The following is a 24,751-nucleotide window of genomic DNA, read 5'->3' on the forward strand; positions in this document are numbered from 1 at the left end:
AAGCGGCTTTTCAGCCTTGGGCGACCTTATATCAGGGTATAGGGAAACCGAAAGCCCTGATCGCTCACCGTGTTACAAGCCCCGTGTTACGAGCCTTGCATTTTCGTCCATATGAGACTATTTTTTGTCTCAAGAGAGAGATAATGTCATGACAGCCGCAGCGCTAGACCATATCAGACAAGCCGCTGGTGGCGCCGCCGCCAGCCCGGAATTCCTTCAGCAGATGCGCGAAGGCCTGCCGGTTGAGGCTGTACGCTGGCTGGCGCAGGATATCGCGCCGTCGGAATCAGGCTTTGCCGAACGGCTTGTGCCGCGCGCCACCCTCGCCCGTTTCAAGGCGCGTCGCCGCCTGTCCCAGGCAGCCAGCGAACGCATTGTGCGCATCAGTAATATCTGGAACCTGGCCCTCACCGTCTTCCAGAACCGGGACAAGGCCTATCGCTTTCTCACCACGCCCAATCTGATGCTGGGCAACCAGTTGCCCCTCGATGTGGCGCTTGACGGCGAAGCCGGCGGGCGGCGTGTCGAAAATATTCTTGGCCGCCTGCTTTACGGGGCGGCGGCTTGATTGCCCAGATTCTGGACCGCCAGCTGATGGCGTTCCGCATCGGTGATCCGGCCGGCCGCTTCCCAATCTATGACGGCACCGGCGCCGGTCTCTATCCCGGCCGGTGGAACACGGCGCGGTCACCACTTATCTATGCCAGCGCCAACTACGCCACGGCCCTGCTGGAAAAGCTGGTCCACGGCGGCGGTATCCTGCCCGACAACCAGCATTTCATCCAGATCACCATACCGCCGCAGGTCAGCTATGAGCGCTACGACACAAAGGCGCATCCCGGCTGGGATTCATCAGACGAGCGCCAATGCAAGACCTATGGCGACGCCTGGTACGCGGAAAGGCGCTCGGTCATCCTGCTGGTCAAAAGCGCCGTCACCAAGATCGATGACAATATTCTGATCAATCCGACCCATCCTGAATTCGGGCGGCTCACCGCTTCGCTGCATGAGCCGGTCTATTGGGACGAGCGGCTGTTTCCCTCCATCACCGCCCTGCCCGTCCGGCCTCGGCGCGCCCGCCGCGACAAGGATTAGGCTTGGAAATACCGTTTCTGGCAAGCGTGCTGGAAATAACCGATACATGACAAATCGGTCAGATGACAAATGGCAAAAGTGATATAGATTGCAACCGGATATTGGGCGGGAGGCACACATGTTGCGCATTACGGATCTGGTACATGTCTACGGTAACGGTGTGCGGGCGCTGGATGGGGTGAGCCTCGACATACCGCCTGGCATGTTCGGCCTTCTGGGGCCTAACGGCGCCGGCAAGTCCAGCCTGATGCGTTGCATCGCCACACTGCAGACTCCGACCTCCGGCCAGATCCGTTTCGGCGATCTCGATGTCTTAGGTCAGCCCGAAAAGCTGCGCGAATCGCTGGGTTACCTGCCGCAGGATTTCGGCGTCTATCCGCGCATCTCCGCCTATGCCATGCTCGATCACCTGGCCGTGCTCAAGGGCATATCGAAGGCCGGCGAGCGGAACGATGTGGTCTGCACTCTCTTGCAGCAGGTCAATCTCTGGGGCGTGCGCAACAAGGCCCTGGCCGGGTTTTCCGGGGGCATGAGACAGCGCTTCGGCATCGCTCAGGCCCTGCTCGGCAATCCGAAGCTGATCATTGTCGACGAGCCCACGGCGGGCCTCGATCCGGAGGAGCGCAATCGCTTTCTCAACCTTTTGGCCGGGATCGGCGAGGACGTGGTGGTCATCCTGTCAACCCACATCGTGGAAGATGTCGCCGATCTCTGTCCGCGCATGGCCATCCTGGCCGGCGGACGCATCCAGCTGGAAGGCGCGCCGCTCGATCTCATCACTTCGCTGAAGGGGCGCATCTGGAAAAAGACCATAGAGCGCGGCGAACTCGAGGCCTACAAGGCGAAATATACACTGATCTCGCAGCGCCTCTTCGCCGGCAAGACGGTCGTGCATATCGTGGCCGACAGCGATCCGGGCGACGGTTTCGAGGCGGTTTCCGGCTCGCTGGAAGACCTCTATTTCATGACCATCCAGACCCCCGCAAAGGCCGCCTGAGATGTGGAGCGCCATCGCCGGATTCGAGCTAAGATATCAACTTAAAAGCCCGACCTTCTGGGTCTCCTTCATCCTCTTTCTGCTGATGGGCTTCGGCCTGGTGGCAACACCGAATGTCACCATCGCGGCAGGGGCCAATGTCTACAAGAACGCGCCGCTGGTCGTTGCCTACGGCCTGATGATCCTGACGACCTTCTTCATGTTCGTCACCACGGCTTTCGGCGCCAATGTCATCATCCGCGATCAGGAAACCGCGTTCGGTCCCCTGCTCTACACGACGCGCATCGGGCGCTCGGACTATGTCTTCGGCCGCACGCTCGGTGCCTTTATCGTCTGTGCCCTGTGCCTGATCAGCGCACCGCTCGGCATGCTGATCGGCTCCCTGATGCCCTGGCTCGACAAGGAAACCATCGGGCCTTTCAATATCGCATACTACGCCTGGCCCTTCCTGACCATGGCTCTGCCGTCGGTTCTGTTCATGGTGGCAGTGTTTTCGAGTGCCGCGACCCTCACCAAGTCGATGATGGGCAGCTACCTTACCACGGTTGGCATGCTTGTCATCTATTTCAGCTTAAGCGCCCTGTCGGGCAAGAGCGAGCTGGCCCGCCACATCTATGCCTGGCTCGATCCGTTCGGCCTGGGGGCGGTCTCCGACGTGACCCGCTACTGGACGCCGGACGAAAGCAATACCCGCCTCCTGCCCCTCTCCGGCGTGATCCTCGGCAATCGCCTGCTGTTTGCCGCTCTGGGCATTGCACTCGTCATCGTGACACGCCTGGTCCTGCGTTTCGATATCTCCGGCGCCAAGCCGACAAGAACGCAAAAACTACAGAAAAAACTGGAAACGGCCACGGCGCCGAAGACGATCGACCTGAATGGTGTCAAGCCCAGCTTCGGCACCGCCACGGCTATCGCTATCCTGATCAAACGTACCCGTTTCGAAATCGCGCAAGTCTTTACCGGCCCGGTCTACCCGATCCTGATGCTGCTGGCCATGGCCATGACCGTCCTTTTGACCTTCACCGCGAACCAGCTCTACGGCACGGTCGTTTATCCGGTCACACGCGTCATGGTCTCAGTCGTCAGCGCCGGCTTTATTCTGCTGGCAAAGATCATTGCCATCTTCTACGCCGGCCAGGTGATATGGCGTGAACGCGACCGCCGCATCAGCGAGATCATCGATTCCACCGCCATCCCTAACTGGGCCTTCCTGATCCCCAAGACCATCGCCCTGCTGATCGTACTGGCGTCCACCCTGATTTTTTCGGTTGCCGCAGATGTGGCTGTCCAGCTCTTCAAGGGCTACACCCATTTTGAATTCGGCAAGTACCTTATGTGGTTCGTGCTGCCGCTGACGGTGAATTTCGGACTGACAGGTGTGCTGGCAATATTCGTGCAGGCGCTGTCACCCAACAAGTTCGCGGGCTGGGCCATCATGGTGGTCTACACGGTCTTCACCATGGTCGCCGGCTTCATGGGCTGGAACCACGTGCTCTACATGTATGGCAACTCGCCGCCCATGCCGCTATCAGACATGAACGGGCTAGGCCACATGTGGCAAGGCTGGCTGACGGTCAAGCTCTACTGGGTGGCTTTCGCTGTCGCCCTTCTGGCCATCGCGCACCTGCTCTGGCGCCGCGGCGTCGTCTCGGGTCTCAAGGCGCGTCTGTCAGCGGTGCGAGGGCGCCTTACAGGCGGCGCCGGTCTGGTTCTGGTAGGCGCCCTGGCGGTGTTCGTAGGGCTGGGTGTCTTCATCTTCTATAACACCAATACCCTCAACATCTATCGTGGCAAGTCGCAGACCGAAAAGAACGAGGTCGCCTATGAAAAGACCTTTACACCGGTCACGGGTCTGCCCCTGCCGAACGTCACAGATGTGAAACTGGCAGTCGATCTTTATCCGCATGATCTGAAGTTCGCTGTGAAGGGCGTCTATACGCTGGAAAATCGAACTTCCGGACCGATTACCGAAGTCTATCTCAATTCGCCCGAACAACTCGAATACAGCGATATCTCCATCGACGGCGCGCACCAAGCCAAGGAATGGAAGAATTTCGGTGTGCGCCGCTTTGTATTCGACAAGCCCATGCGGCCAGGCGACACGCGCACCCTTGCCTTCTCCGCCAGCCAGGCACAGAAAGGCTTTGGCAATGATGGCATCACCACGCGCATTGTCGACAACGGCACCTTTCTGAACAATTTCGAGTTTGCCCCGCGGGTAGGTATCACCGATGCACAGGCCATGCAGGACAAGCGCCTGCGCCGCAAGTACGGCCTGCCCCTGCTCAAGCGCATGAATTCGCTGGACGACAAGACAGCCGATGTGCGCAACTATATCGGGGCCGACTGGACAAGATCGGACATCACGGTCTCGACCGTGGCCGATCAGACGCCGGTGGCGCCGGGCTACAAGCTCTCGGATGCTACCGCCAACGGACGGCGCACCGCCCGCTTCGTCTCCGATACACCGATCCTGAACTTCTTCTCGGTGCAGTCGGCGCATTATCAGGAAAAACACCTGAAGCATGGCGACATCGACCTGACCGTCTATTACGATGCCCAGCATCCCTACAATGTCGATCGCATGCTGTCGGCCATGGGAACCTCGCTCGATTATTACCAGGCCAATTTCTCCCCTTTCCAGTTCCGCCAGGCACGTATCCTGGAATTCCCGGCCTACGCCACCTTCGCCCAGTCTTTCGCCAATACCATCCCCTATTCGGAAGGGATCGGCTTCATCGCCGACGTGCGTAACCCCGACAAGATCGATTACACCACCTATGTGACCGCCCACGAACTCGGTCATCAGTGGTGGGCGCACCAGATCATCGGGGCCGACAAGGAAGGCGCCGAGGTGCTGTCGGAAACCCTGGCGCAATATTCCGCCCTGATGGTGATGGAAAAGCTCTACGGCCCGGACAAGATCCGCCGCTTCCTGAAATACGAGCTGAATACATACCTGATTGGACGCCAGACCGATCCGGATCAGGAAATGCCGCTCTATCGCGCCCAGCACGAGCAATATATCCACTATAACAAGGGCTCGCTGGTCATGTACCTGCTGAAGGACCGCATGGGCGAGGACAAGGTCAATGCAGCCTTGCGCAGCCTGCTGGCCAAATACGCCTTCAAGGGCGCGCCCTATCCGAAGTCCACGGACCTGATCGACGCCCTGCGCGCCCAGGCCTCGCCTGCCGATCAGGCCCTGATCACTGATCTGTTCGAAAAGATCACCCTGGTCGACCTCCGCGCCCGTGACGCCAAGGCCGTGAAGCGGCCGGACGGCAAATACGACGTGACCTTCACAATCGAAGCGCACAAGTTCTATGCCGAAGGCAAGGGCAAGGAGACCGAAGCGCCTTTCGATCAACCGGTCGATCTCGGTGTCTTCACCGCCAAGCCTGGGGAAGGCAAGTTCGGCGCGGGTAATGTGCTGGTTATGGAACGCCGCCAGGTGAAGACAGGGATTCAGACGGTGACCTTTACCGTCAACGCCAAGCCGTCCTTTGCCGGGATCGATCCTTATAACAAGTGGATTGACCGCGATTCCGACGACAATCTGACCGAGATCAAAGGCAATTAGGCCAGTGCCGATAAGCCTCTTCAGGTATCAGGATTTGTAGGCGCTGATGGCGGATCGTTCGGTGACAGGCTTTGGCTTTAGCGCTATGCCTTTCAGTGCGATCCGCAGGGCCTCCCAATGAATGCCGGCCACGACTTTCAGGGTCATCAGCGGCAGACCGAAAAACAACCGCCAAAGCGTCGCGTCGTCGAGCGCCTGGCGCTGCCCCATAAAGCCGGCAAACAGCATGTCCTGGCCGGTCGTCCGGCGAAGATGGATATTGAGGGTAAAGGTCTCCGCCGGCGTACTGAGGGCGAAGTCATAGACCATGTCACGCGTATCCATGAAGGGCGAAACATGCAGGCGCTTGGGCGCGGTCTGGTGAATCTGCCGGTCCGGCGCGCTGGCTGGCAGGATTAAGGCTGGAAGCACATAGGAATGGCGATCGCCAAAGGTATTGTTGACCTCGTACACCACGGTCGTCACCTGCCCTTTCCAGTTGGTGACGAAATACAGGCAGATCGGATTGAAGACGAAGCCCAGTACGCGCGGCATGGTCAGCAGGAACAGCCGGTCGCCCTCGGCAAGCCGTCCCTGTTGCCTGAGCATCGCGGTCATGCGGCCGTACAGGGTACCGGAGCGGTCAGCCTGGTCCGGCCCATGGTCGCGGTCATGAAAGCTGAACAGGTTGAAGCGGTTGTGCGAGAGAAAACGCAGCGGCCGCAGGTCTTCTTCCACCCGACCCAGATCGATCAGCATCATGAAGATGCGATAGCACAGCCGGTGCCGGCGCGGCGCGAACCGCTGATGCACCACTTCGCCGCTGTAAAGCCCGGTCTTCATTCCGCCGCCTCAACCCTGTCTGCTTCCGGCTCGGACCACGGGTTCCAGGCAATGCGGCTGCGCGACCAGTCCATAGGCCACGGGCGGCGAATGCCACTGATCGCCTCGGCAACCGCAAGCCCGGCCTGCAGGCCGTCCTCATGGAAGCCTGAGCCGAAATAGGCGCCACAGAACCAGGTGCCGTTCTGTCCCTGCAGGTCGCCTAGTCGCGCCTGTGCGGCGATGGCGCAGCTGTCAAAAAGCGGATGCTCGAAGACGATGCGTTTGATGATCGCCGCTTCGGCGACCGGATGCGTGGGATTAAGCGTCACGAAATAGTTCTGCCTTGTGCTGAGCACCTGAAGCAGGTTCATCCAGTAGGTCACACACAGCTGCTGCTCATCGCTGGCGGTACGTTCGCCGCGATAGTTCCAGCTCGACCAGGCGGCACGGCGGCGCGGCATGAAGCTGTCATCCGTATGCAGCACCACCTCGTTCGGTGTGTAGCGGAAGCAACCGAGCACTTCGTGCTCAGCCACCGTGGCCTCATCCCCCAGAATTTTCAGTGTTGTATCGGCGTGAGTGGCGAAGATAACCTGATCATGGATATGGCTGACGCCTTGCGCGTCCGTCAACACCACGCCGCGCGGGGTGCGCCGAACCGAGATAATGGCCGCGCCGGTGTGGATACGGTGACGAAACGGGGCGATTAGTTTGCCGACATAGGCCTGGGCGCCGCCGATCACGCTGCGCCACAGGATGCGGTCGGCAATCTTCAGCAGGCCGTGATTCTCGAAAAAGGCGATAAAGGCGCGGAAGGGATAGTCCATGATGGCCCGAGCCGAGGTCGACCAGATGGCGGCCGCCTGTGGCAGCAGGTGGTCGTCAATAAAGGCACGGCCATAATTACGGTCACGCAGGTAATCGCCCAGCCGGTAATCCTCGCGATTGCGCGCCGCCTGGTCCCTGGGCGCTTCACGGTAAAAACGCACGATGTCCAGGAGAAGCGACAGGAAGCGCGGCCGGAACAGGTTGCGCGTCTGGGCGAACAGGCCGCGCAGCCCCAGGCTGCTGTATTCCAGCCGACCGCGGTCGATCGAGACGCCGAACGACATGTCGCTTAGCTGGTGCGCTACGCCGATATGGTTATAGAGCGCCGTCAGATTGGGATAGCAGGGCGCGTTGAAGACGATGAAGCCCATGTCGATCCAAAGGGGATCGGCCTCGCTGCCAACATTGACGCTGTGGCTATGGCCGCCGATGCTGTCTTCGCTTTCGTAAACCATGATGTCGCAATGCGGGTGCAGCATCCACGCCGCCGACAGCCCGGCGATGCCACTGCCAACCACGGCGATTTTCTGGCGGGCGGGCTGTGTATCCGGTTCGGTCATCGCGGCTGGCTCCAGGCTTTACCGGAAGTCTACGAAGAAGCCAGGGCGGCGGATCACTCAAGCGCCGGGTGATCCCCGGTGTGATCCATGACGGGATCAGAGCCGTATGACAAGCAACCTGCCAATCGAGGCCCTGACGCACATGACCTTTGACCGCGCCGACATTATAGGCTCTTGTGGGCGCATGACAGACCCGCACGCCGCCACTGTGTCTTCGGCCATGGTCCCTTCGCCGGAAGAGCTGATCGTGCGTATCGCCGACCAGCGTGACCGGTCGGCCTATGCGACGCTCTTCATGCAATTTGCCCCGCGCCTCAAGGCCTTTGTCATGGGACTGGGCCTGACGGCGCAGGAGGCCGAGGATCTGGCCCAGGACACCCTGCTCACCGTGTGGCGCAAGGCCGATCTGTTCAATCCGCAAAAAGCCCGGGCCTCGACCTGGATCTATTCCATCGCCCGCAACCTACGCATCGACCTGGCTCGCAAGGCGAAACGCATCCGCGACCTGCCGGAAGACCTGTGGCAGCCAGAAGCCGAAAAAACAGGCGATCAGGCCCTGATCGACGGCGAGGACAGCGGCTCGGTCAAGGCGATACTGAAGATACTACCGCCGGAACAGCTGGCCATACTGAAACTGTCGTTTTACGAAGATCTGTCGCACGCCGATATCGCCCGCAACCTCTCCCTGCCGCTCGGCACGGTAAAATCCCGCCTGCGGTTGGCCATGGAACGGTTGCGGAGCACTCTCAAACAAACCGGCGGTGTGGCATGACGCAAGCCATAGTCCATCATCCGAGCGAAGACCTGCTGTGGGCGCTCCACAAGGGGAAGCTACCGCCCGGCCTCAGCCTGGCTGTAGCGGGCCATGTTGACATCTGCCCGCATTGCCGCGGCCAACTGAACCTGCTCGATGCCATAGGCGGCGCCCTGCTAGAGGATGTCGCCGGCGTGGATATGTCGGAAAATGCCCTCAACCTGGCCCTGGCACGGATAGAGCGTCCTGAGCCCGCAATCGCGCCACAAAAACCGCAGCCGTTATTTTTAAAGGGATTCGAGCTGCCCGTACCCTTGCGCAAAGCGCAGATTACCGGCCGCTACTGGGCCGCGCCGGGCGTATGGATGGCGCCGGTGCATCTTGACGGCGCCCCGCCGGGAGACAAGACCTACCTGATGTCAGTCAAGGCGGGAATGGTGATGCCGGAACACAGCCACCACTGCCTCGAGGCCACCCTGATGCTCAAAGGGCGCTTCTCCGATAACCTTGGCGAATATACCGTTGGCGATTTCCTGCTGTGCGATCCGGATATTTCGCACGCCCCAGCCATGGCGCCGGATGAGGACTGCCTGTGCCTAATCTGGCAGGACGCGCCGATCCGACCCAAGACCTGGCTCGGCCGCCTGTTGCAGCCGTTTGCACGTATCTGAGGTGGGCATGCGTTTTTTGGTTTGCGTCATCACCACGCTCGGCGTCATGATTGCCAGCGATGCCATCTGGCTAGGGCTAAGCTATGTACCGCTGTACCAGCCACAGATGGCCGCCCTGCTCAGCGCGAAACCGAACCTGGCGGCAGCCTCTGCCTTTTACCTGCTCTACGCGCTGGCGCTCAATGCCCTGATCGTCTGGCCGCTCGTCAAGACAGGCCAAACCGACTGGCCATCGCTCCTGTGGCGCGCGGCCCTGTTCGGACTGGTCACCTACGGCACCTACGACCTTACCGGGCTGGCGGTTATCAGTTACTGGCCCCTGCCTTTGAGCCTGATCGATATGGCCTGGGGCATGGTCATCACTCTGTTTGGAGCTGCCGGCGCTGCGCTCGCCGTAAGCCTGGTGTGGCGAAGATCAAAATAGATGCGATATTTAGCCTAACGCCCTTGCCGATTTTCATTTGATCCCCATAAATCTGAAGATGGTCTCCAAGACAGCGCTAAACGCTAAAAATCTGGAATCGTTGGGCACCCATCGATTGGCTGCCTTGCTGATGGAGGTCAGTGAGGGCAATGCAAATGCCCGACGTCGTCTTCGCCTCGAGCTCGCTGGAAGCGAAAGTCCCGACAAGCTCGCAAACGAGATTCGCAAACGCTTGACCGTCTTAGCTGAAGCGACGTCCAACATCGGCCCACGAACCCTCAAAGGGTTTCGAGGCGACCTGAACAGCCAGCGTAAACTTATTATGGAGCAAGTCCTACCTGATGCTCCACAGTTGGCATCAGAGTTAATGTGGCAGTTCATTGGATTGGGCGACTTAGTAATCGAGCGCTCTGGAGACTCTACAGGAGAAACTATCGAAATTTTTAAGGCGGCATGCGACGATGTCGGGTATGTGGAACAATTAATCGCTTCGCCAGCGGAGGAATTGTATAGGCGCACTGCGGCTGTTCAGATGGCCAACAGTTACGGGCAAAACGACAAGTTAATATCCGCCATGACGCCTTTGCTGGGACCGCAACACCTCGTCGAGCTGCGAGAACTAATTAGAAACGCTTCTAAACATGTGCCTCGTGCATCGCGCGTCAAGCCGAGGACAGGACGGCGATGGCGCAAGCGCTTACTTTCCTCATCGGAATTGCTAACCAAACGCACCCCCGAGAAAATGATGCGCGTGAGTCTCTTAAGCATCGCCGATGCGCTTGGCGATGTCGACGCTTACATCGCCCTTATGGCTGATGCTTACAATCCCAATACAGCTACCCAGATCGCACTGCGCTTATTAAAGGCAAACCGCGCGAACGATGCATTAATTGCGCTTGATCGTGCGCGTTTGGCCAGCCGTCTGCCGATGCCTTCCGAATGGATTGGTTTGCGCATTGATGCCCTGGAGCTGTTAGATCGTAAGGCAGAGGCGCAGAAGGCTCGTCTCGACCAGTTTCACCAAACGCTTGAGCCCCACTATCTTCGTGAGTACCTGAAACGCTTGCCGGACTTCGAAGACGTTGAGGCTGAGGATGAAGTTCTTGACCAGGTTTTGGACTTTCCGGATCCCAATGAAGCCCTGACCCTTTTAATTAGCTGGCCCTCGCCACAGCGCGCAGCCGAGCTCGTTAAGCGGCGCGTTTTCGAACTGGATGGCAAACACACGATTACGATGGGCCACGCTGCCGACCGCTTGTCGGCCCGCTACCCGCTCGCTGCAGTAATGCTCCATCGCCAGATCGTCGAAGCCAGTCTAGACACCCTCTTGGAACCGGCGCATGCAGCTGCAGCAATTAATGCGCTTGAAGCGGAAAGCTTATCTCGCCATGTCGAAGATTTTGACCGATATGACAATCACGAAACTTGGATGAGTAAACTTACTACAGCACATAGTCGGCGAAGGGCATTCTGGAACGCGCTCGCGTAAATTCGGGCACCAACACTATGAGCTTATTTCTTAGATGCAACCTCTGTAAGTGAGGTCTCCAGCCTGACCGGCTAGCAAGTCAATTCTATTGGACTTGCGGTCTCCGTCACCTTCAACAGAACTTATAGATTTCGAAAGACCTCTATCTCCATTTCGAGCTAGGGCTGGATTACGATTTTGGCTAATTCGACGTCAATTAAAGCACAGCCCTCGCCATGCGCTAGTTCCTGCGAATTTGACGATAGATGAACTGTTGCGCCTGACGCGTCGTATCAGGATCATGACCCCGTTCCTCGTCCTTACCCTAGCTGCCATACTCAGCCTCATGATGGCGGTGGCCTGGCTCGTCCAGCGCCAGACGCGCAACAGCGGCTGGATCGACGTCATCTGGTCGGCCGCCACTGGCCTGAGTGGCGCGGTCGGTGCCTTGTGGCCGTCCTTACATGTCGACCATGGTCGCCAGGTTCTGGTAGCCATGTTGATACTATTGTGGGCGGCGCGCCTGGCCGGTCACATTGCCTTGCGTGCCGCGAAAGGCGGAGACGATCCACGCTATGCCGACATGGCTCAGAAGGCCGGCGCTCGGTGGCCGCTGGAGCTGTTCGTGTTCCTGCAAATCCAGGCCGCAGCCGCTCTTGTTCTGGTTCTTTCCGTTCGGATGGCGGCCATTCATCCTGGGCCGTTTCCCGGCATCGGCGACATGGCCGGCGTGACCCTGCTTGTGATCGCGGTCGTGGGCGAAGGCCTGGCCGATGCGCAACTGGCGCGGTTTTCTGCCAAGCATAAGGGCCAGGTCTGCGATACCGGTCTGTGGCGCTATTCACGCCATCCGAACTATTTCTTCGAATGGCTGGGCTGGTGCGCCTTCGCAGTCATTGCCATCGCGCCCGACGCGCCGTTCTGGAACTGGGTTGCGCTTTCGGCGCCGGTCCTGATGTACGGACTGCTCGTCTACGTATCGGGCATTCCGCCACTGGAAGCCCACATGCTTAGGACTCGCGGCGACGCCTTCCGCGCCTACCAGGCCCGCACCAGCGCCTTCTTTCCTTTACCGGTGCGCAGACGCCTTGGAGGCGAGACATAACCTATTTTGCGGCGTCAGTTGCTGAAGCATTGGCTGTAGCGTCTTCCCAATAGGTTTCAGATTCGATTTCGCAATGCATCTCGGGTGATTTTTGATGGGCTTGACGAATGGGGCCGATATAGGAATGGCAGTCCACCACCTTGCCAGGCACGCCGCTGCCCAGAACCGTCACCAAAACCAAAGGTTCGCCTTCGATCGTCTTGCGAAGTGCCTTTGACTCGATACCAGCGGCATAGAGGTGTACGCGACGCGAAGTGGCCGGATAATCCCAGGTTTCGCGACCCAGGCGAATGCGGTGAAGGCTGTCAGCCTCGGCGCTGAAGGCAGGCTTTACATGGCCGTAATAATAGGCATCAACCGTCAGGCCCTCGGAGGTTTTTAGCGCCGCCTCCGCCTTGGGCGAGGTCTTCAGGACCAGGTCATCGGCATCGGGCCCGTCCTTTGGCTTCGGATTATGGATCGCCTCGATCACATCACACTGTGTCAGCCCCAGAATTAAGGGCAGCACGGCCAGATACCTGACAGGATTAAAGCGCATCATGTTGTTCCTCTCCCTGAGGCTATTCGTGTCTCAATGCCTTGCCGGGTTCCACGCTCGCCGCGCCGAAGGCGACACCCGCCACAGTGATCAACGCAATCGCCAGCGCCGTCACCGATGCCACGGGGAAGATCCAGTAAGGCATGGCGATGGCGTCGTCGAACTGGCTGAGCCAGTGACTGAGTACCAGCCAGGCGACCGGCCAGGCGACCAGGCTGGCCACGGCTACCGGCCGCAGGAACTGCAGCAACAGCAGCCATACCACCTGCCCGCGTGAGGCACCCAGCACCTTGCGCACACCGATTTCGCGGATACGCCGCGAGGTATTGAAGGCGGCCAGACCGTAGAGACCGATACAGCCGATCAGGGCGGCGATGCCCGTGCCGATGCTGAACAGGTGATTACGGTCGCGTTCGGGCTTGTAATACTTGTCGAGGTTTTCAGTCACCGATGTCACTTCGAACGGTACGCTCGGCGCAATCTGACGCCACAGGGCGCGCAGACGCTCCCGCATCTGCGGCTCGGTTACGCCCTGATAACGCACCATACCCGCCGCGGCATAGGAGACATGAGCATCGTAGAGATAGAGCTTCGGTGGAATGGCCTCGTTGGGGTTATAAAAGCGCATGTCTTCGACAACGCCAATAATGCGGACATGGTGGTCGTTGAAGGTGGCGGGCTGGTTGACCGCAGCCTGAGGCGAGGCGAAGCCCATGTTTTTTGCGGCCTTGCGGCTGATGATGACGCTGTAGACCGTTTCCTTGTTATCCTTTGACCAATCCCACATCTGGTCCTCGCCACGGCCAGGCTCGAAGAAGCGACCGGCAATCAGTTTCGTACCCAGCAGCTCAAAATAACCGTCCCCAACCATCGACCAGTTAAGCGAAGGTGACAGGCTGATATTATCCGACTGGCCAGGTCGCACGATATTGGAACTGTTAGAGGTGCTCTGGTCACCAGGAATAGCATTACCGACCGTGGCGCGGGTCACCCCCCGCACCCCCTTCACTGCCGTCATATAGGCATCGCGCTGAGCCTGGTTGACACCGGAATCGCGAAAAGCCGTGATAATCATGAAGTTATCTCGGCCAAAGCCGATATCTGCCTTTTGGATATGATCTATCTGCAGGATAAAGCCCATTATCAGGACGAAAGCGGAGACGACGGCCGTGAATTGCAGCATGGCCAGGCCTGCGCGAATACGGCCGCCCATGCGGCCGCCACCGGGGGTGCGGCTGGAAGCCAAAACCTGTGACGGCTTGAAGGCCGACAGCACAAATGCCGGATAAAGTGCCGCCAAAAGACCGGCACCCAGAACGACACCGAGCAAGGATAAAATCCATAAGGCATCGCCACGGTAGTCGATGGACAGCGACAGGCCGCCAGCGCTGTTGATCAAAGGCAAGCTAAGTTCGACACCAGAAAGCGCCACGAGAAAGGCCAGCAGCAAGGTCAGTATGGCTTCCCCAAGGAACTGCAGGCGCAGGGCGGCAGGCGGTGCGCCCAAGGTCTTGCGTACGGCCACTTCTCGCGCCCGCATACCGGCGCGCGCCGTGGCCAGGTTGATATAGTTGATCAGGGCGAGTGTCAGGGCGACGACACCAACCAGACCCAGTGAAATAATGGCTGCCTTGAGTTTGGGATCGATCAGGTGTCCATCAGCCAGCGGCACTACCTTCAGTTCGAGCAACTTGTGCGGCGTAATGTCGGGACCGAAGGTGTCGCCAACCTGGCGGTCCGTAAAAGCCGGCATCTGCTTTTCAAAGGCCAAAGCCTCGGCGCGATCTTTAAATTTCACATAAGTGTTCAACTGGCCGGAGCCCCAGTGATGCCAGGTCTCTTTTTCCATGGCCGTACGCTGAGATGTCATAAGGCGAAGTATATCCAGCTTCATTTCGGTATTTTTTGGCAGGTCGCGCATGACGGCGCTGACCGTATAGGCCTTCAAACCTTCCTCGTCACTGAGCGTGATGGTGCGGCCTATGACATCCGCCGTGCCGAAATATTTACGCGCCATAGTCTCACTCAGAACAATCCGGGAGGGATCGGTCAGGGCGGTGGCCGCATCCCCCTGAAGCATCGGTACATTGAAGAAGGTGAGAAAGTTGGCGTCGACCAGGTCTCCCTGTTCGCTGAAAACCTCCGCGCCCTTATGGATAGTGACCGTATTCGGCCAATCCCTTGTCCCGTCGGTCTGAGGATAAGCCGTCTTGAACTCTTCCAGCAGCCCCCCCATTGAGCTGGATCGAATCTCTTCGCTCATGCCGGGGAAATGGTAGCGTGTGCCCATGAAATAGATCTGCGGCAGCTCGGGGCTCCAGCTTTCATAACTCGTTTCGAAGCGGTAGAGCAGGCTGAGCGCGATAAAGACGGCAATGCCAAAGCTGAGGCCCAGCATGTTCAGCAACGCATAGAGCGGATGTCGGGTAAAGCCGCGCAGGAAGGCGGTGAAGGCACTTTTCAGCATTGTGAAGCTCTTTGGGTCAAACTCATTTGGGGCGAGATACGGTTAATCATGGCGCAGGGCCTTGCCGGGCGCTTTACCAGCCGTGGCAAAGGCCAGGCCGGTGACGGTCAGGGCGGCAATCAACAGGGCCGCGAGGCTGGGAGCCAGGAATTGAAAGGGATTGAGCGCAACGGCATCATCAAACTGCGACAGCCAGTTTTTCAGCACCCACCAGGCCACCGGCCAGGCGATCAGGTTGGCGATGAGGACCGGCCTGAGGAACTGAAAGGCAAGCAGCCGCACGACCTGGCCCCGCGAGGCTCCCAGGGTTTTGCGTAAGCCGATCTCCAGCGCGCGGCGCGAGGTATTGAAAGCCGCCATGCCGTAAAGACCGATGGAACCGATCACTGCGGCGATCAAGGCGCCGATGCCGAGCAGGTTGGAGCGGTTGCGTTCGGGCTTATAGTATTTGTCGAGATTTTCCTCGGCCGAAACCACCTGGAACGGCACATTCGGCGCCACCTGCTTCCAGGCCGCCGCCATACGGTCGCGCATCAGGGGTTCCGGCACATCGGCGAAACGCAGGGTCACGATCGGATTGTGTGTCGGGTGCGCATCGAAAATATAGACCATGGGCGGTACTTTTTCGTTGGGTGACTGCAGCCGCATATCCTCGACCACGCCGATCACCCGCACCTTGTCGTAGCCGAGGGTCAGGATCTTGCCCAAAGCCGCTTGTGGCGACGCATAGTTCATCAGTTTTGTAGCCCCCCGGCTGAGCACGATATTACTCAAGGGAATGGGGGTTTCCGGCGGCGCGGTCTTGATTGCCTCCAGGGACGAGCGCTGGTCTTCACCATGGTTCAGGTCAAGGACGCGCCCGGCCAGCAGGCGTGTGCCGTAGGTTTTGAAGAAGTCCGGCCCCGTAATGGTCCAGCTGCTGTGAGGCGGACTGTTGCCATTATAGCCTTCCGGGGTGAGATTCTCGGCATTGGACTCGGAGTCGTCGCCGGGGGCGGCATTGGCGAAGGTGACACCTGCCACTTGCGGCATGCGCGATAAGGCCGTTACGTAGGCGTCCACCTGCGCCGGGGTTACATTGGGGTCAGTGGTGACACGGGTAATAAGCAATCCCTCGCGCCTGAAGCCGATATCCGCCGTCTTCATGTGCGCAATCTGGCTGTAGAATCCGGTCACCAGCACGAAAAATGCGACGACAACCGCAAACTGCACGACCACCAGGCCTTCACGCACCCGCGCGCCAAGCCGTCCGCCCGCCGGCGTGCGCGAGGTAGCCAGCACCAGGGCCGGCCGAAAGCCAGACAGGACAAGCGCTGGATAAATGCCCGCCAGACAGCCGGTGAGCGCAAGCCCCCCCACGATCGCGGCTAGGGCCGGCCAGTCGTGCGCGTAGTCAAGCTTGAGCGACAGACCACCCACGGCATTCATGACCGGCAAGGTCAGTTCCACCAGGCTAAATCCGATAAGCACCGCCAGGAGCATGTTGCAGACCGCTTCGAACAGGAACTGACCAATCAGTCCGGTTCGGGTGGCGCCTAGCGTCTTGCGTACTGCCACCTCACGGGCCCGCATCCCGGCGCGGGCCGTGGCCAGGTTGATGTAATTGATGGCGGCGATCAGGAACGCGAGGCTGCCGACCACACCCAGGATGATAACCGCCGTGCGGGATTTAGCATCGTCCAGATGAATTGATGTCATTGGCTGGAAACCGATCTGCACCACTTTGTGAGGGACATTATCGCCGAAGGCGTGCCCCCCCTTTCGGTCGACAAAGCCCGGCATGGAAGCCTTGAGATTTCTGGCCTCGGCGGGTTTGAGACGCAGATAGGTGGTCAGGTTTTCCGATCCCCAGTGATACCAGTTGCCGCTCAGCATCCGCGCTTTGGTAAGCGGCCGGATCAGCCGGAAGCGTTCGCTGGACTGTTCGGAGACATCCCTGAACACTGCCGTGACCCGATAAGGCGAGGTGCCCAGTTCATCACTCAGTATAAGGGTTTGCCCGAAGGCCGGGCGATCGGGGAAATACTTTTTCGCCAGGCTTTCAGACAGCATGACGCTTTGCGGATCGCGCAGAGCCACGGTCTTGTCACCGGCGATTAGGTCGAGGTCGAAAACCTTGAAGAAATCGGGGTCCACCTGGACTGCGTATTCTTCGGACAAGGTGTCGCCGCTGTGGACAATGGCGCCGCTGCCATGCAGACGCGTGCCGATAAGCTGCGGATAGTCTTCATGCAACTGGTCAAGGAGTCCGCCCATGGTGCTGAAGTCTTTTTGGGCCGGCCGGTTTGGAAAGGTCCAGGTCGTGGTGATCGCCTGGATATCCGCCGCGCCGCGCCAGAAGCTGTCATAGCCCATTTCATAGCGCACGAACTGGCCCATGGTGATGAAGACGGCGATCCCCAGGCTCAGACCCAGCAGATTCAGCAGCGCATACAATGGATGGCGCGTGAACGAACGAAGGAAGGCGATGCCGGCGGATTTGAACATCACATCTGCTTGCTACAAAACCTGGGCGACCGAGGCGACCAGCTGGCCGTCTAGGATATCGATGCGGCGCGAGGCCTGATCGGCATGGCTCGGCGAGTGGGTGACCATGATGATGGTGGCGCCGGACTTGTTCAGCCCGTGCAGGATATCCATGACCTGCGCACCGTTTTCCGTATCGAGATTGCCGGTGGGTTCGTCGGCCAGGATCAGGTCGGGTTCGCCGACTATGGCGCGGGCGATGGCGGCGCGCTGCTGCTGGCCGCCCGAAAGCTGATGAGGGAAATGGCGGGCGCGGTGGGCGATCCCGACGCGGTCCATGGCCGCCTCGACCGCCTTGCGGCGCGAGCCCTTGCGATCCTTGCGATAAAGCAGACCTAATTCGATGTTTTCCTGGATCGTCAGGTCATCGACCAGGTTGAAACTCTGGAAGATAAAACCGAGGTGTTTGGCTCGATGGCGCGCCAGATTGACCTCGGTCATCCGCGCCAGATCCTCACCTTCAAAAAGATAGGCGCCGGAGGTCGGCCGGTCGATGGTGCCGAGAATGTTCAACAGGGTTGATTTTCCGCACCCCGAAGGCCCCATGATAGCGACGAACTCGCCGCGACCTATGGTGAGCGAGATATTATGCAGCGCCGTCGTTTCTATCTCGTCGGCGCGATACAGGCGGGTGATGTTCTTGAGTTCGATCATGACGACTTCTTCTGGCTGAGGCGGATGTGTTTGGCGCGAGTGTAGTCTGTAAGCGGGGCGACAATGATGCGCTCGCCGGGCTTGAGGCCGCTCAAGACCTCGACCTGGTCGGGATTGCGGCGGCCTGTAGAGATGGCCCGGCGGTCGGCGCGGTCGCCTTTCTGATTGAGCACGAAGGCGTAGGTGCCATTGGTATCGCCGATCCATGAGCCGCCGGGGGCGAGTATGGCTTCGCTCGACTTGCCGAGCGACAGGCGGACATCTATCGCCTCGCCACGTTTCAGATCCTGCGGCATGGCGCCATCGAACTGCATCTCGACGGTGATATGGCCGTCATGGACCTGGGGATAGACGCGCGTGATATGGACGCCGGTCTCCTGGCCATGGACGGTGGCCACTGCCTTCAGGCCGGGACTGAGACGCGCCAGATAGAATTCATCGACCTCAGCCGACAGCTTCCAGGCATTATCGGAATCGACCTCGGCCAGGGTGTCGCCAGGCTTAACGGCCTGGCCCGGTTTGAGATCGAAGCCAGTCAGGCGGCCGGCTATGGGGGCGCGGATAGTCAGGGCCTCCAGGCCCTGCCGTACGGCGGAGAGCGAGCGCCGCAGGTCATTGGCCGAGGCGTCGATCTGCTGCCCCTGGCTGGCGAAGAAGCTGTCGTCAGAGGCTTGCGCCTTTTTCAGCGCCGCCACGCGGTCACGCTGATAACCGGCCTCGTCGGCATAGGGCTTTACCCCGGCATCATTGACCACGCCCTGGTCACGTAGACGTTCGTACTTCTTCAGGGTCTCCTCGGCCTTGTGCAGGGCATAGAGCGCGTCCGACATAGCCTGATCGCGGTCGGCCCGGGTGTTGCGCAGGCTCATCATCTGGCTGTTGGTATTGCTGAGCTGGCCGGACACCTCCGCCTCCTTAGACGCGACCTGCAGCGTCAGGTCCGGGTTGGCCAGCCGCGCCAGTTCCTGGCCAGGCGCCACCAGATCACCATCCTGGGCGGAAATCGCACCGACCTGTCCGCCTGAAATGGCGGTGATATAGGTGATTTCGAGCGGCACCACGGTGGAACGCAGCGGTACATAGTCTTGAAACTCACCGCGCGTGACTGTCCCCGTCTCCATCGCATCGGCCGAGGCTGTCACCGTGCCCGGCGCCGGCAGGGTCAGGTACAGGAGGCCTGCGCCCACGACAATGGCAACCGCCACGACGATCAGGAGCGGCGCGCGTTTTTGCCACCACGGCCTGCTGATCTTGCGGTCCATTTTGGGCGCGGGTGCGGTAAAGGTATTATCTGCCATGAAGACAGATTAGCACGCTGTTTTCAATAGACATAACCATCTAAATATATTTGACTTTTTGATATTTTTAGACTCAAATTGCTCTCAAGGAAAAGCTCAGGGTGTCCGAAAACGAACATGTCAGATCTACAGTCGGCAGACAGTGAAAGAGCTTCAAAGGCAAGGCCGCGCGCCTTGTTTCTCGACGATGACTCGGATGTGCTGGCGGCCGCCGAATTGGTGCTGACCCGGGCCGGATTCGACCTTTTGACCGCCCAGACGCCAGAGACCGCCGAGGGCGTTCTTGCGGGCGGCGGCATCGATATTCTGCTGCTCGATCTCAATTACCGCCGGGGCGATACCTCCGGCGAGGCGGGACTGACCTTTCTGCGCAAGCGCATGGATGACATGCCGCATCTGCCGATCGTGGTCGTCACCGGCCATTCGGGCATGGCCATAGCGGTCGAGGCGATGCGGCTGGGGGCACAGGATTTCGTCGTCAAGCCATGGAACAATGACCGCTTCGTCGCCAGCATCCGTTCGGCGCTGGAAAATCCGCGTTTGCCGGTGCCCGCGCCGCCACCGCGCGACCTTAATCTTGAGCGGTCGGAACGCGACCTGATCCGGCTGGCCCTGGAGCGCCACCAGTTCAACATCTCGCAGGCGGCCAAGGATCTGGGCCTGACACGGGCGGCGCTCTACCGGCGGATGGAAAAGCATGGACTATAGGCGCCTCCTGCTGACGCTCGGCGCACAGGCCGGTGTCTTTGCCGCCGGCGCCCTGGCCTGGATCGCCTTCGCGCACGGGCTGTTCGCCACAGCCTCGCTATGCCTGCTGGCGGCGGGGTTCCTCGCCAGTATCGGCGCAACCACCACCTTCGTGCGGCTGGGTAAGGACTTCCTGCGCCGTCATGGCCCGGCTGGCGCTACCTACACGGCCGAGCTGAGCCGTCGCCGTCTGCAGATCCTGCTGGACCAAACGCCCTCACCGCTCTTGCTCGGCACCGGCGATGGCCAACTGATCGCGGTCAATCGCGCGGCGCGACGCCTGTTCAATGTCTCCTACGCCCTGCCCGTGGCGGTCAAGCGCGCGCTTCTGGGCGAGGCTGCGGACATCACCAGGATCGGCGGCCAGATCAACTGGCAGGGCGGCAGCTGGTCGGTGGAACGCACGGAGATCGACGAGAGCAACCGCAGTTCGCATCTGGCCGTTCTGACCGATATTTCCGCCGAGGTGCGCGCGGCAGAGGCCACCGCCCTGCGTGATTTACTGCGCGTGCTCAATCATGAACTGATGAACGCCCTGACGCCCGTCGCCTCGATGAGCCGCTCGGCGCTCGATATCCTGCGCGAAGGCGAACCACAGGCCACGGCCCAGGCGATCAAGGCGCTGGAGCGGGTCGTTGCCCGTACCGACGGCCTGACGCAGTTTATCAACGCCTATCGCGCCCTCACCCGCCTGCCGCCACCGGACCTGCGGCCCGTCGATGTCGATCCCTGGCTCGATGTGATGCGCGAAAGCTTTGCCGCCCAATGGAGCGAACGCGGCGTGGCGTTCGATATCCAGGTGCCTGCCGGGCTGCGGGCCATCATGGACGAGGACCAGATGTGGCTGTGCGTTGGCAACCTGCTCAATAACGGCGCCCAGGCGGCCCTCGAAAAATCGGCAGCGGAAAAGACCTCGCCGGCGGTGCGGCTGCATGTGATCGCCGAAGACGACCGCATAGCCTTCCGGCTGCAGGATTCCGGCCCCGGCATCCGACCTGAACAGGCGACACAGGTGTTCCTGCCCTTCTATACAACCAAGGACACCGGTACGGGCGTGGGCCTCAGCCTGGCCCGCCAGATTGTACAGGGCCATGGGGCGACCTTGCGGCTATGTCCTGATCACCAGTCGGAGGACCTGCCCGGCGCCTGTTTCGAATTTGAGCTGAAAAGCGCGGCATAAAATGCGCTGCCTTTTCAGGCAGCGCCAGCATGGATATCTAAGCCGATACCATTATGAACCGGGCGGGTGCTTCACCGGCCCGGTTCATACCTCTTACATTTTCCAGCGGAAGCCGATGGAGAAGGTACGGCCGAGGATGGTGGAACCAAGATTGTCTGTATCCTGGCCACCATAGCCGCCGTTGAAATAGTAATAGTTCTGCTGAAGCTCGTCGGTCAGGTTGACGGCATCGACAGATACCGACAGGCGCGGGCTTATATTGTAGTTCAGCTGCAGGTCGAGGTCCTTTTCCGGCCGGCGCCAGACACCGATCGGATTGGCAAAAGAGGAAGCCTCGTTGCTGGCCAGGAAGCGATCGCGCCAGACATAGGACAAACGCGCGCCAAGCGGGCCGTGCTCGTAGGCCAGCGTTATATTATAGGACAGTTTTGACACGCCGAAGAAGTCGGTTTTGAGCTGACCAATAATTTCGCCCTCCGAATTGACGTTCGGCACATTCTGTGAAGAATCGAGCTTAGTGACACTGGCCTGGACGCCCAGACCGTTCAGAACCCCGGGCAGATCCTTCGGGAAATAGGTCAGGCCCAGCTCCATGCCTTCAAGCACGCCATTGGACGCATTATACGGGGTGCTGACCAGGTATGAGCCCGTATTGCCTGTTGCCGTATTGGTCGTGTCTTCCTGAAGCGCCATAGTGACCACCAGACCGTCGATTTTACGCTGGAACAGGGTACCGTAGAGGGCGCTGTCTTTCGAGAAGTACCATTCAGCCGTCAGGTCGAGATTTTTCGCATGGGTCGCCGTCAGGTCCGGATTCCCTTTCGAACCCGAACCGTAACCGCTGTTCGTCACGGCGTCGGTCAAGGTCGTATAAGGATTGAGATCGCCGAAGTTCGGACGACGAAGGGTTTCGCCATAGTTCAGACGGACAAGGATGTCGTCACTGACGTCATAGCGCAGGGTCGCGCTCGGCAAGACCTTGCTGATCTGTTTTTGCGCCGTGGTTTCCACAACACTGGAATCCACGAGCTGATAGAAGTTCAGATCGGTCTCTATATCGACATAACGCAAGCCAAATTGACTGCGCAGCCGACGGCCCAGTAGCTGGTTTTCGAGGTCGGCCTGGGCATAGAGTGACGTCGTTTTTTCATCGGCGCGGAAGTTGGTGAACAGCGACAGCTCATCGGTCGTCTTGAAGCTGGAATCGACCGAATGATATAGTTCCCGGATTTCGTCGATATGGTCGCGTATATAGTAGCCGTTGGCCACCACCCAAGAGGTCGGTACGTCAGAACGGCCATCGTAGAAATCAGTGTTATAATACTGCAGGCCGGAATCAAGGCTGCTAAGGGCCTGCCCCAGATAGGCGCTCTGGCCACGGGCGGCCTCCTCCGCCTTGCGATCGTCATAGCGGACGCCGAAGCTGATCTTTTTTACCGGTCCCCAGTCCGCCTCATAGACACCATCCAGAGATGCTGTGCCGGCATACCCCTTGTTACGGTTGGCGTTGTCGTAAAATTGGGCGACGGTCCACTGCGACGGATCGGCCAGCAGGCTGTTGTCGTCGAAGCTGAAGGCGGCAATGCCATCATGAGCATTGAAATCAGCTGTAATCGAACCCGCCGTGCGTTCGGTGCGCATGGCCATGAATTCCGAGGTATAGACGCTGTTCTGATAGGACAGGTCGCCGACCAGGCTGAAGCGATCGCCGATGTTCCATTTGCCATTCAGGGCATAAATGAAGCTATCGGTTTTCGCCGTGGTCAGATCACCCGAGTTGAAACCATAGACCGAGCCCGTGGTGCGCGACTTGATGATATTGGTGCCAGGGTAAAGCGTGAAACTGCTTGACGGGTCATCGCCCAAGTCCCACCAGCCATCGACGTAAGAAAACAGCAAGTTGCTGAATGTCGTATTTCTATAACCGTCATACATGAACTCGAAGGTATAGACAGCATCGGCGTTCGGTTGCCATTGCAGGGCGATATTAGCTGCCGGCCGTTCGCGATCCCCGGTCAGATCGGTAGCAAAGACAGCATCGCGGGACAGGTAATAGGGCACATCGACGCCATTGATATTGAGCGTGGCGCCTTCCTCAGACGAGAGGCCAGTATTGGTACCCGGCTGCCAGAAGGTGGCGCCACCGGCGCGCGCATCGCCATTGAACAGGCGCTCCAACGCACTCCAGCCGGCCGGTGGATCGTCCACCGTCGCGAATGGGACCAAAGCGCCCGCAGTTACGGTCTGGACACGGTATTTAGCACGGGAATAACTCAGATTCAGCAAGGCACCGAAATCACCCGCGCCTGTTGACCACCGGTTACTGATCAGACCGCTGACATTGGGATTGAAATTGCCAGACTGTTCATCGTAGCTGCCGCGCCCGGCCAGCGAAACCTCGAAACCCTTGAAATCAAAGGGCCGTAGTGTCGAGACATCGATCTGGCCGGCGATGCCAGACTCTAGCTGTGATGCAGAGCGGGTTTTATAGACATCGATCTGTCGAACCAGGGTCGAGGGGATGTCCTGCAGCGACAGTTGACGACTGGAGGCAGTAAACACATTGCGCCCGTTCCATGTGGTGCTGATATCGGGCATGCCGCGGATCGAGATGGTACCGACCTCGCCACCCCCACGGTCGGTCACCTGAACGCCAGCGACCCGTTGCAAGGCCTCGATCACATTATTGTCGGGCAATTTGCCGATATCTTCAGCAACGATGGAATCCACAACCTGTGTGCTCCGGCGCTTGGTGGCCAGGCTTTTAGTGATGCTGGCGCGAACCCCTTTGACAACAACAACGGTGCTGTCGTCGGGTGCTGCCTGTGCGGTGGGTGTTGTTTGGCTAGGCGTCTGAGCGGTTTCCTGAGCTTGGGCGGCCAACCCAAGTCCTAAGACGCAGACGGGAATGGCCGCGGTCAGCCAAAGCGGAGTCAGGCGCGCATGATGGCGCGAATTGCCAGAAGCGGCAGTTTGCATGGTAATCTCCCTGTGAATCTCGGATCATTGCGAGAATTCTGCGAGATTTATTGTCCGACAATAATGATGAGTC

At 59.4% G+C, this 24,751-nt stretch carries 19 protein-coding genes; 11 read left to right on the forward strand and 8 right to left on the reverse strand.

Annotation, left to right across the window (positions count from 1 at the left end; genetic code table 11):
* Positions 1 to 148 precede the first annotated feature (148 nt).
* The 4 genes from QM647_RS05945 (at position 149) to QM647_RS05960 (ending at position 5,675) form a co-directional block, all read left to right on the forward strand.
* Positions 149 to 568, forward strand: coding sequence for an antitoxin Xre/MbcA/ParS toxin-binding domain-containing protein (locus QM647_RS05945; RefSeq protein WP_414994588.1), 420 nt, complete (start codon positions 149 to 151; stop codon positions 566 to 568).
* Positions 565 to 1,095 (forward strand): RES family NAD+ phosphorylase, encoded by a 531-nt coding sequence (locus tag QM647_RS05950; protein WP_414994589.1) that lies wholly within the window; start codon positions 565 to 567, stop codon positions 1,093 to 1,095. The genes QM647_RS05945 and QM647_RS05950 overlap by 4 nt, the downstream gene beginning before the upstream one ends.
* A gap of 118 nt (positions 1,096 to 1,213) precedes the next feature.
* Positions 1,214 to 2,092, forward strand: a complete 879-nt coding sequence (locus QM647_RS05955) for an ABC transporter ATP-binding protein (RefSeq protein WP_414994590.1) — start codon at positions 1,214 to 1,216, stop codon at positions 2,090 to 2,092.
* A gap of 1 nt (position 2,093) precedes the next feature.
* On the forward strand, positions 2,094 to 5,675 hold the full coding sequence (locus QM647_RS05960) for a M1 family aminopeptidase (RefSeq protein ID WP_414994591.1): 3,582 nt from the start codon (positions 2,094 to 2,096) through the stop codon (positions 5,673 to 5,675).
* A gap of 27 nt (positions 5,676 to 5,702) precedes the next feature.
* On the opposite strand, the gene QM647_RS05965 is transcribed toward QM647_RS05960, so the two are convergent.
* Positions 5,703 to 6,497, reverse strand: a complete 795-nt coding sequence (locus QM647_RS05965) for a DUF1365 domain-containing protein (RefSeq protein WP_414994592.1) — start codon at positions 6,495 to 6,497, stop codon at positions 5,703 to 5,705.
* The gene (locus QM647_RS05970) at positions 6,494 to 7,867 is read right to left on the reverse strand and encodes an NAD(P)/FAD-dependent oxidoreductase (RefSeq protein ID WP_414994593.1); all 1,374 of its coding nucleotides are present in this window, start codon (positions 7,865 to 7,867) and stop codon (positions 6,494 to 6,496) included. Before QM647_RS05970 ends, QM647_RS05965 begins: the two co-directional genes overlap by 4 nt.
* Positions 7,868 to 7,973: 106 nt before the next feature.
* On the opposite strand from QM647_RS05970, the gene QM647_RS05975 reads away from it, so the two are divergent.
* The 5 genes from QM647_RS05975 to QM647_RS05995 all read left to right on the forward strand — a co-directional run bounded on the left by QM647_RS05975 (position 7,974) and on the right by QM647_RS05995 (position 12,289).
* Positions 7,974 to 8,639 (forward strand): sigma-70 family RNA polymerase sigma factor, encoded by a 666-nt coding sequence (locus QM647_RS05975; RefSeq protein WP_414994594.1) that lies wholly within the window; start codon positions 7,974 to 7,976, stop codon positions 8,637 to 8,639.
* Entirely contained in the window at positions 8,636 to 9,292 is a 657-nt protein-coding gene (locus QM647_RS05980; RefSeq protein WP_414994595.1) for a ChrR family anti-sigma-E factor, read from the forward strand. Before QM647_RS05975 ends, QM647_RS05980 begins: the two co-directional genes overlap by 4 nt.
* Positions 9,293 to 9,299: 7 nt before the next feature.
* Positions 9,300 to 9,716, forward strand: coding sequence for a DUF2177 family protein (locus QM647_RS05985; protein WP_414994596.1), 417 nt, complete (start codon positions 9,300 to 9,302; stop codon positions 9,714 to 9,716).
* A gap of 37 nt (positions 9,717 to 9,753) precedes the next feature.
* Positions 9,754 to 11,205, forward strand: a complete 1,452-nt coding sequence (locus QM647_RS05990) for a DUF6880 family protein (protein WP_414994597.1) — start codon at positions 9,754 to 9,756, stop codon at positions 11,203 to 11,205.
* A gap of 280 nt (positions 11,206 to 11,485) precedes the next feature.
* Positions 11,486 to 12,289 (forward strand): DUF1295 domain-containing protein, encoded by an 804-nt coding sequence (locus tag QM647_RS05995; RefSeq protein WP_414994598.1) that lies wholly within the window; start codon positions 11,486 to 11,488, stop codon positions 12,287 to 12,289.
* Position 12,290: 1 nt separating this feature from the next.
* Here the strand turns inward: QM647_RS05995 and QM647_RS06000 are convergent, their stop codons facing one another.
* The 5 genes from QM647_RS06000 to QM647_RS06020 are packed head-to-tail and all read right to left on the reverse strand — an operon-like array spanning position 12,291 to position 19,772.
* Positions 12,291 to 12,830 carry a hypothetical protein gene (locus QM647_RS06000; RefSeq protein WP_414994599.1) on the reverse strand — a complete coding sequence of 180 codons (540 nt, stop codon included), beginning with the start codon at positions 12,828 to 12,830 and terminating at the stop codon, positions 12,291 to 12,293.
* 19 nt (positions 12,831 to 12,849) lie between these two features.
* Positions 12,850 to 15,294: an ABC transporter permease gene (locus tag QM647_RS06005; protein WP_414994600.1), complete on the reverse strand. Its 2,445-nt coding sequence runs from the start codon at positions 15,292 to 15,294 to the stop codon at positions 12,850 to 12,852.
* A 42-nt stretch (positions 15,295 to 15,336) separates the two neighbouring features.
* Entirely contained in the window at positions 15,337 to 17,781 is a 2,445-nt protein-coding gene (locus tag QM647_RS06010) for an ABC transporter permease (RefSeq protein ID WP_414994601.1), read from the reverse strand.
* Between the two features lie 12 nt (positions 17,782 to 17,793).
* Positions 17,794 to 18,474, reverse strand: coding sequence for an ABC transporter ATP-binding protein (locus QM647_RS06015; protein ID WP_414994602.1), 681 nt, complete (start codon positions 18,472 to 18,474; stop codon positions 17,794 to 17,796).
* A complete protein-coding gene (locus QM647_RS06020; RefSeq protein ID WP_414994603.1) occupies positions 18,471 to 19,772 on the reverse strand; it encodes an efflux RND transporter periplasmic adaptor subunit in 1,302 nt (433 codons plus the stop codon). The genes QM647_RS06015 and QM647_RS06020 overlap by 4 nt, the downstream gene beginning before the upstream one ends.
* Before the next feature lie 174 nt (positions 19,773 to 19,946).
* Between QM647_RS06020 and QM647_RS06025 the strand changes: the two genes are divergently transcribed.
* On the forward strand, positions 19,947 to 20,480 hold the full coding sequence (locus QM647_RS06025) for a response regulator transcription factor (protein WP_414994604.1): 534 nt from the start codon (positions 19,947 to 19,949) through the stop codon (positions 20,478 to 20,480).
* Positions 20,470 to 21,699: a sensor histidine kinase gene (locus QM647_RS06030; protein WP_414994605.1), complete on the forward strand. Its 1,230-nt coding sequence runs from the start codon at positions 20,470 to 20,472 to the stop codon at positions 21,697 to 21,699. Before QM647_RS06025 ends, QM647_RS06030 begins: the two co-directional genes overlap by 11 nt.
* A 93-nt stretch (positions 21,700 to 21,792) precedes the next feature.
* Here the strand turns inward: QM647_RS06030 and QM647_RS06035 are convergent, their stop codons facing one another.
* Positions 21,793 to 24,678, reverse strand: a complete 2,886-nt coding sequence (locus tag QM647_RS06035) for a TonB-dependent receptor (RefSeq protein ID WP_414994606.1) — start codon at positions 24,676 to 24,678, stop codon at positions 21,793 to 21,795.
* Positions 24,679 to 24,751: the final 73 nt, after the last annotated feature.

The organism is Asticcacaulis sp. (assembly GCF_047605585.1).
Lineage (GTDB): Bacteria > Pseudomonadota > Alphaproteobacteria > Caulobacterales > Caulobacteraceae > Asticcacaulis.

Bases quoted from the DNA above. Each gene is read 5' to 3' on its own strand.
- QM647_RS05945 (WP_414994588.1), top strand. From the start codon at position 149: ATGACAGCCGCAGCGCTAGACCATATCAGACAAGCCGCTGGTGGCGCC.
- QM647_RS05955 (WP_414994590.1), top strand. From the start codon at position 1,214: ATGTTGCGCATTACGGATCTGGTACATGTCTACGGTAACGGTGTGCGG.
- QM647_RS05960 (WP_414994591.1), top strand. From the start codon at position 2,094: ATGTGGAGCGCCATCGCCGGATTCGAGCTAAGATATCAACTTAAAAGC.
- QM647_RS05965 (WP_414994592.1), bottom strand. From the start codon at position 6,497: ATGAAGACCGGGCTTTACAGCGGCGAAGTGGTGCATCAGCGGTTCGCG.
- QM647_RS05970 (WP_414994593.1), bottom strand. From the start codon at position 7,867: ATGACCGAACCGGATACACAGCCCGCCCGCCAGAAAATCGCCGTGGTT.
- QM647_RS05975 (WP_414994594.1), top strand. From the start codon at position 7,974: ATGACAAGCAACCTGCCAATCGAGGCCCTGACGCACATGACCTTTGAC.
- QM647_RS05980 (WP_414994595.1), top strand. From the start codon at position 8,636: ATGACGCAAGCCATAGTCCATCATCCGAGCGAAGACCTGCTGTGGGCG.
- QM647_RS05985 (WP_414994596.1), top strand. From the start codon at position 9,300: ATGCGTTTTTTGGTTTGCGTCATCACCACGCTCGGCGTCATGATTGCC.
- QM647_RS05995 (WP_414994598.1), top strand. From the start codon at position 11,486: ATGACCCCGTTCCTCGTCCTTACCCTAGCTGCCATACTCAGCCTCATG.
- QM647_RS06000 (WP_414994599.1), bottom strand. From the start codon at position 12,830: ATGATGCGCTTTAATCCTGTCAGGTATCTGGCCGTGCTGCCCTTAATT.
- QM647_RS06005 (WP_414994600.1), bottom strand. From the start codon at position 15,294: ATGCTGAAAAGTGCCTTCACCGCCTTCCTGCGCGGCTTTACCCGACAT.
- QM647_RS06010 (WP_414994601.1), bottom strand. From the start codon at position 17,781: ATGTTCAAATCCGCCGGCATCGCCTTCCTTCGTTCGTTCACGCGCCAT.
- QM647_RS06015 (WP_414994602.1), bottom strand. From the start codon at position 18,474: ATGATCGAACTCAAGAACATCACCCGCCTGTATCGCGCCGACGAGATA.
- QM647_RS06020 (WP_414994603.1), bottom strand. From the start codon at position 19,772: ATGGCAGATAATACCTTTACCGCACCCGCGCCCAAAATGGACCGCAAG.
- QM647_RS06030 (WP_414994605.1), top strand. From the start codon at position 20,470: ATGGACTATAGGCGCCTCCTGCTGACGCTCGGCGCACAGGCCGGTGTC.
- QM647_RS06035 (WP_414994606.1), bottom strand. From the start codon at position 24,678: ATGCAAACTGCCGCTTCTGGCAATTCGCGCCATCATGCGCGCCTGACT.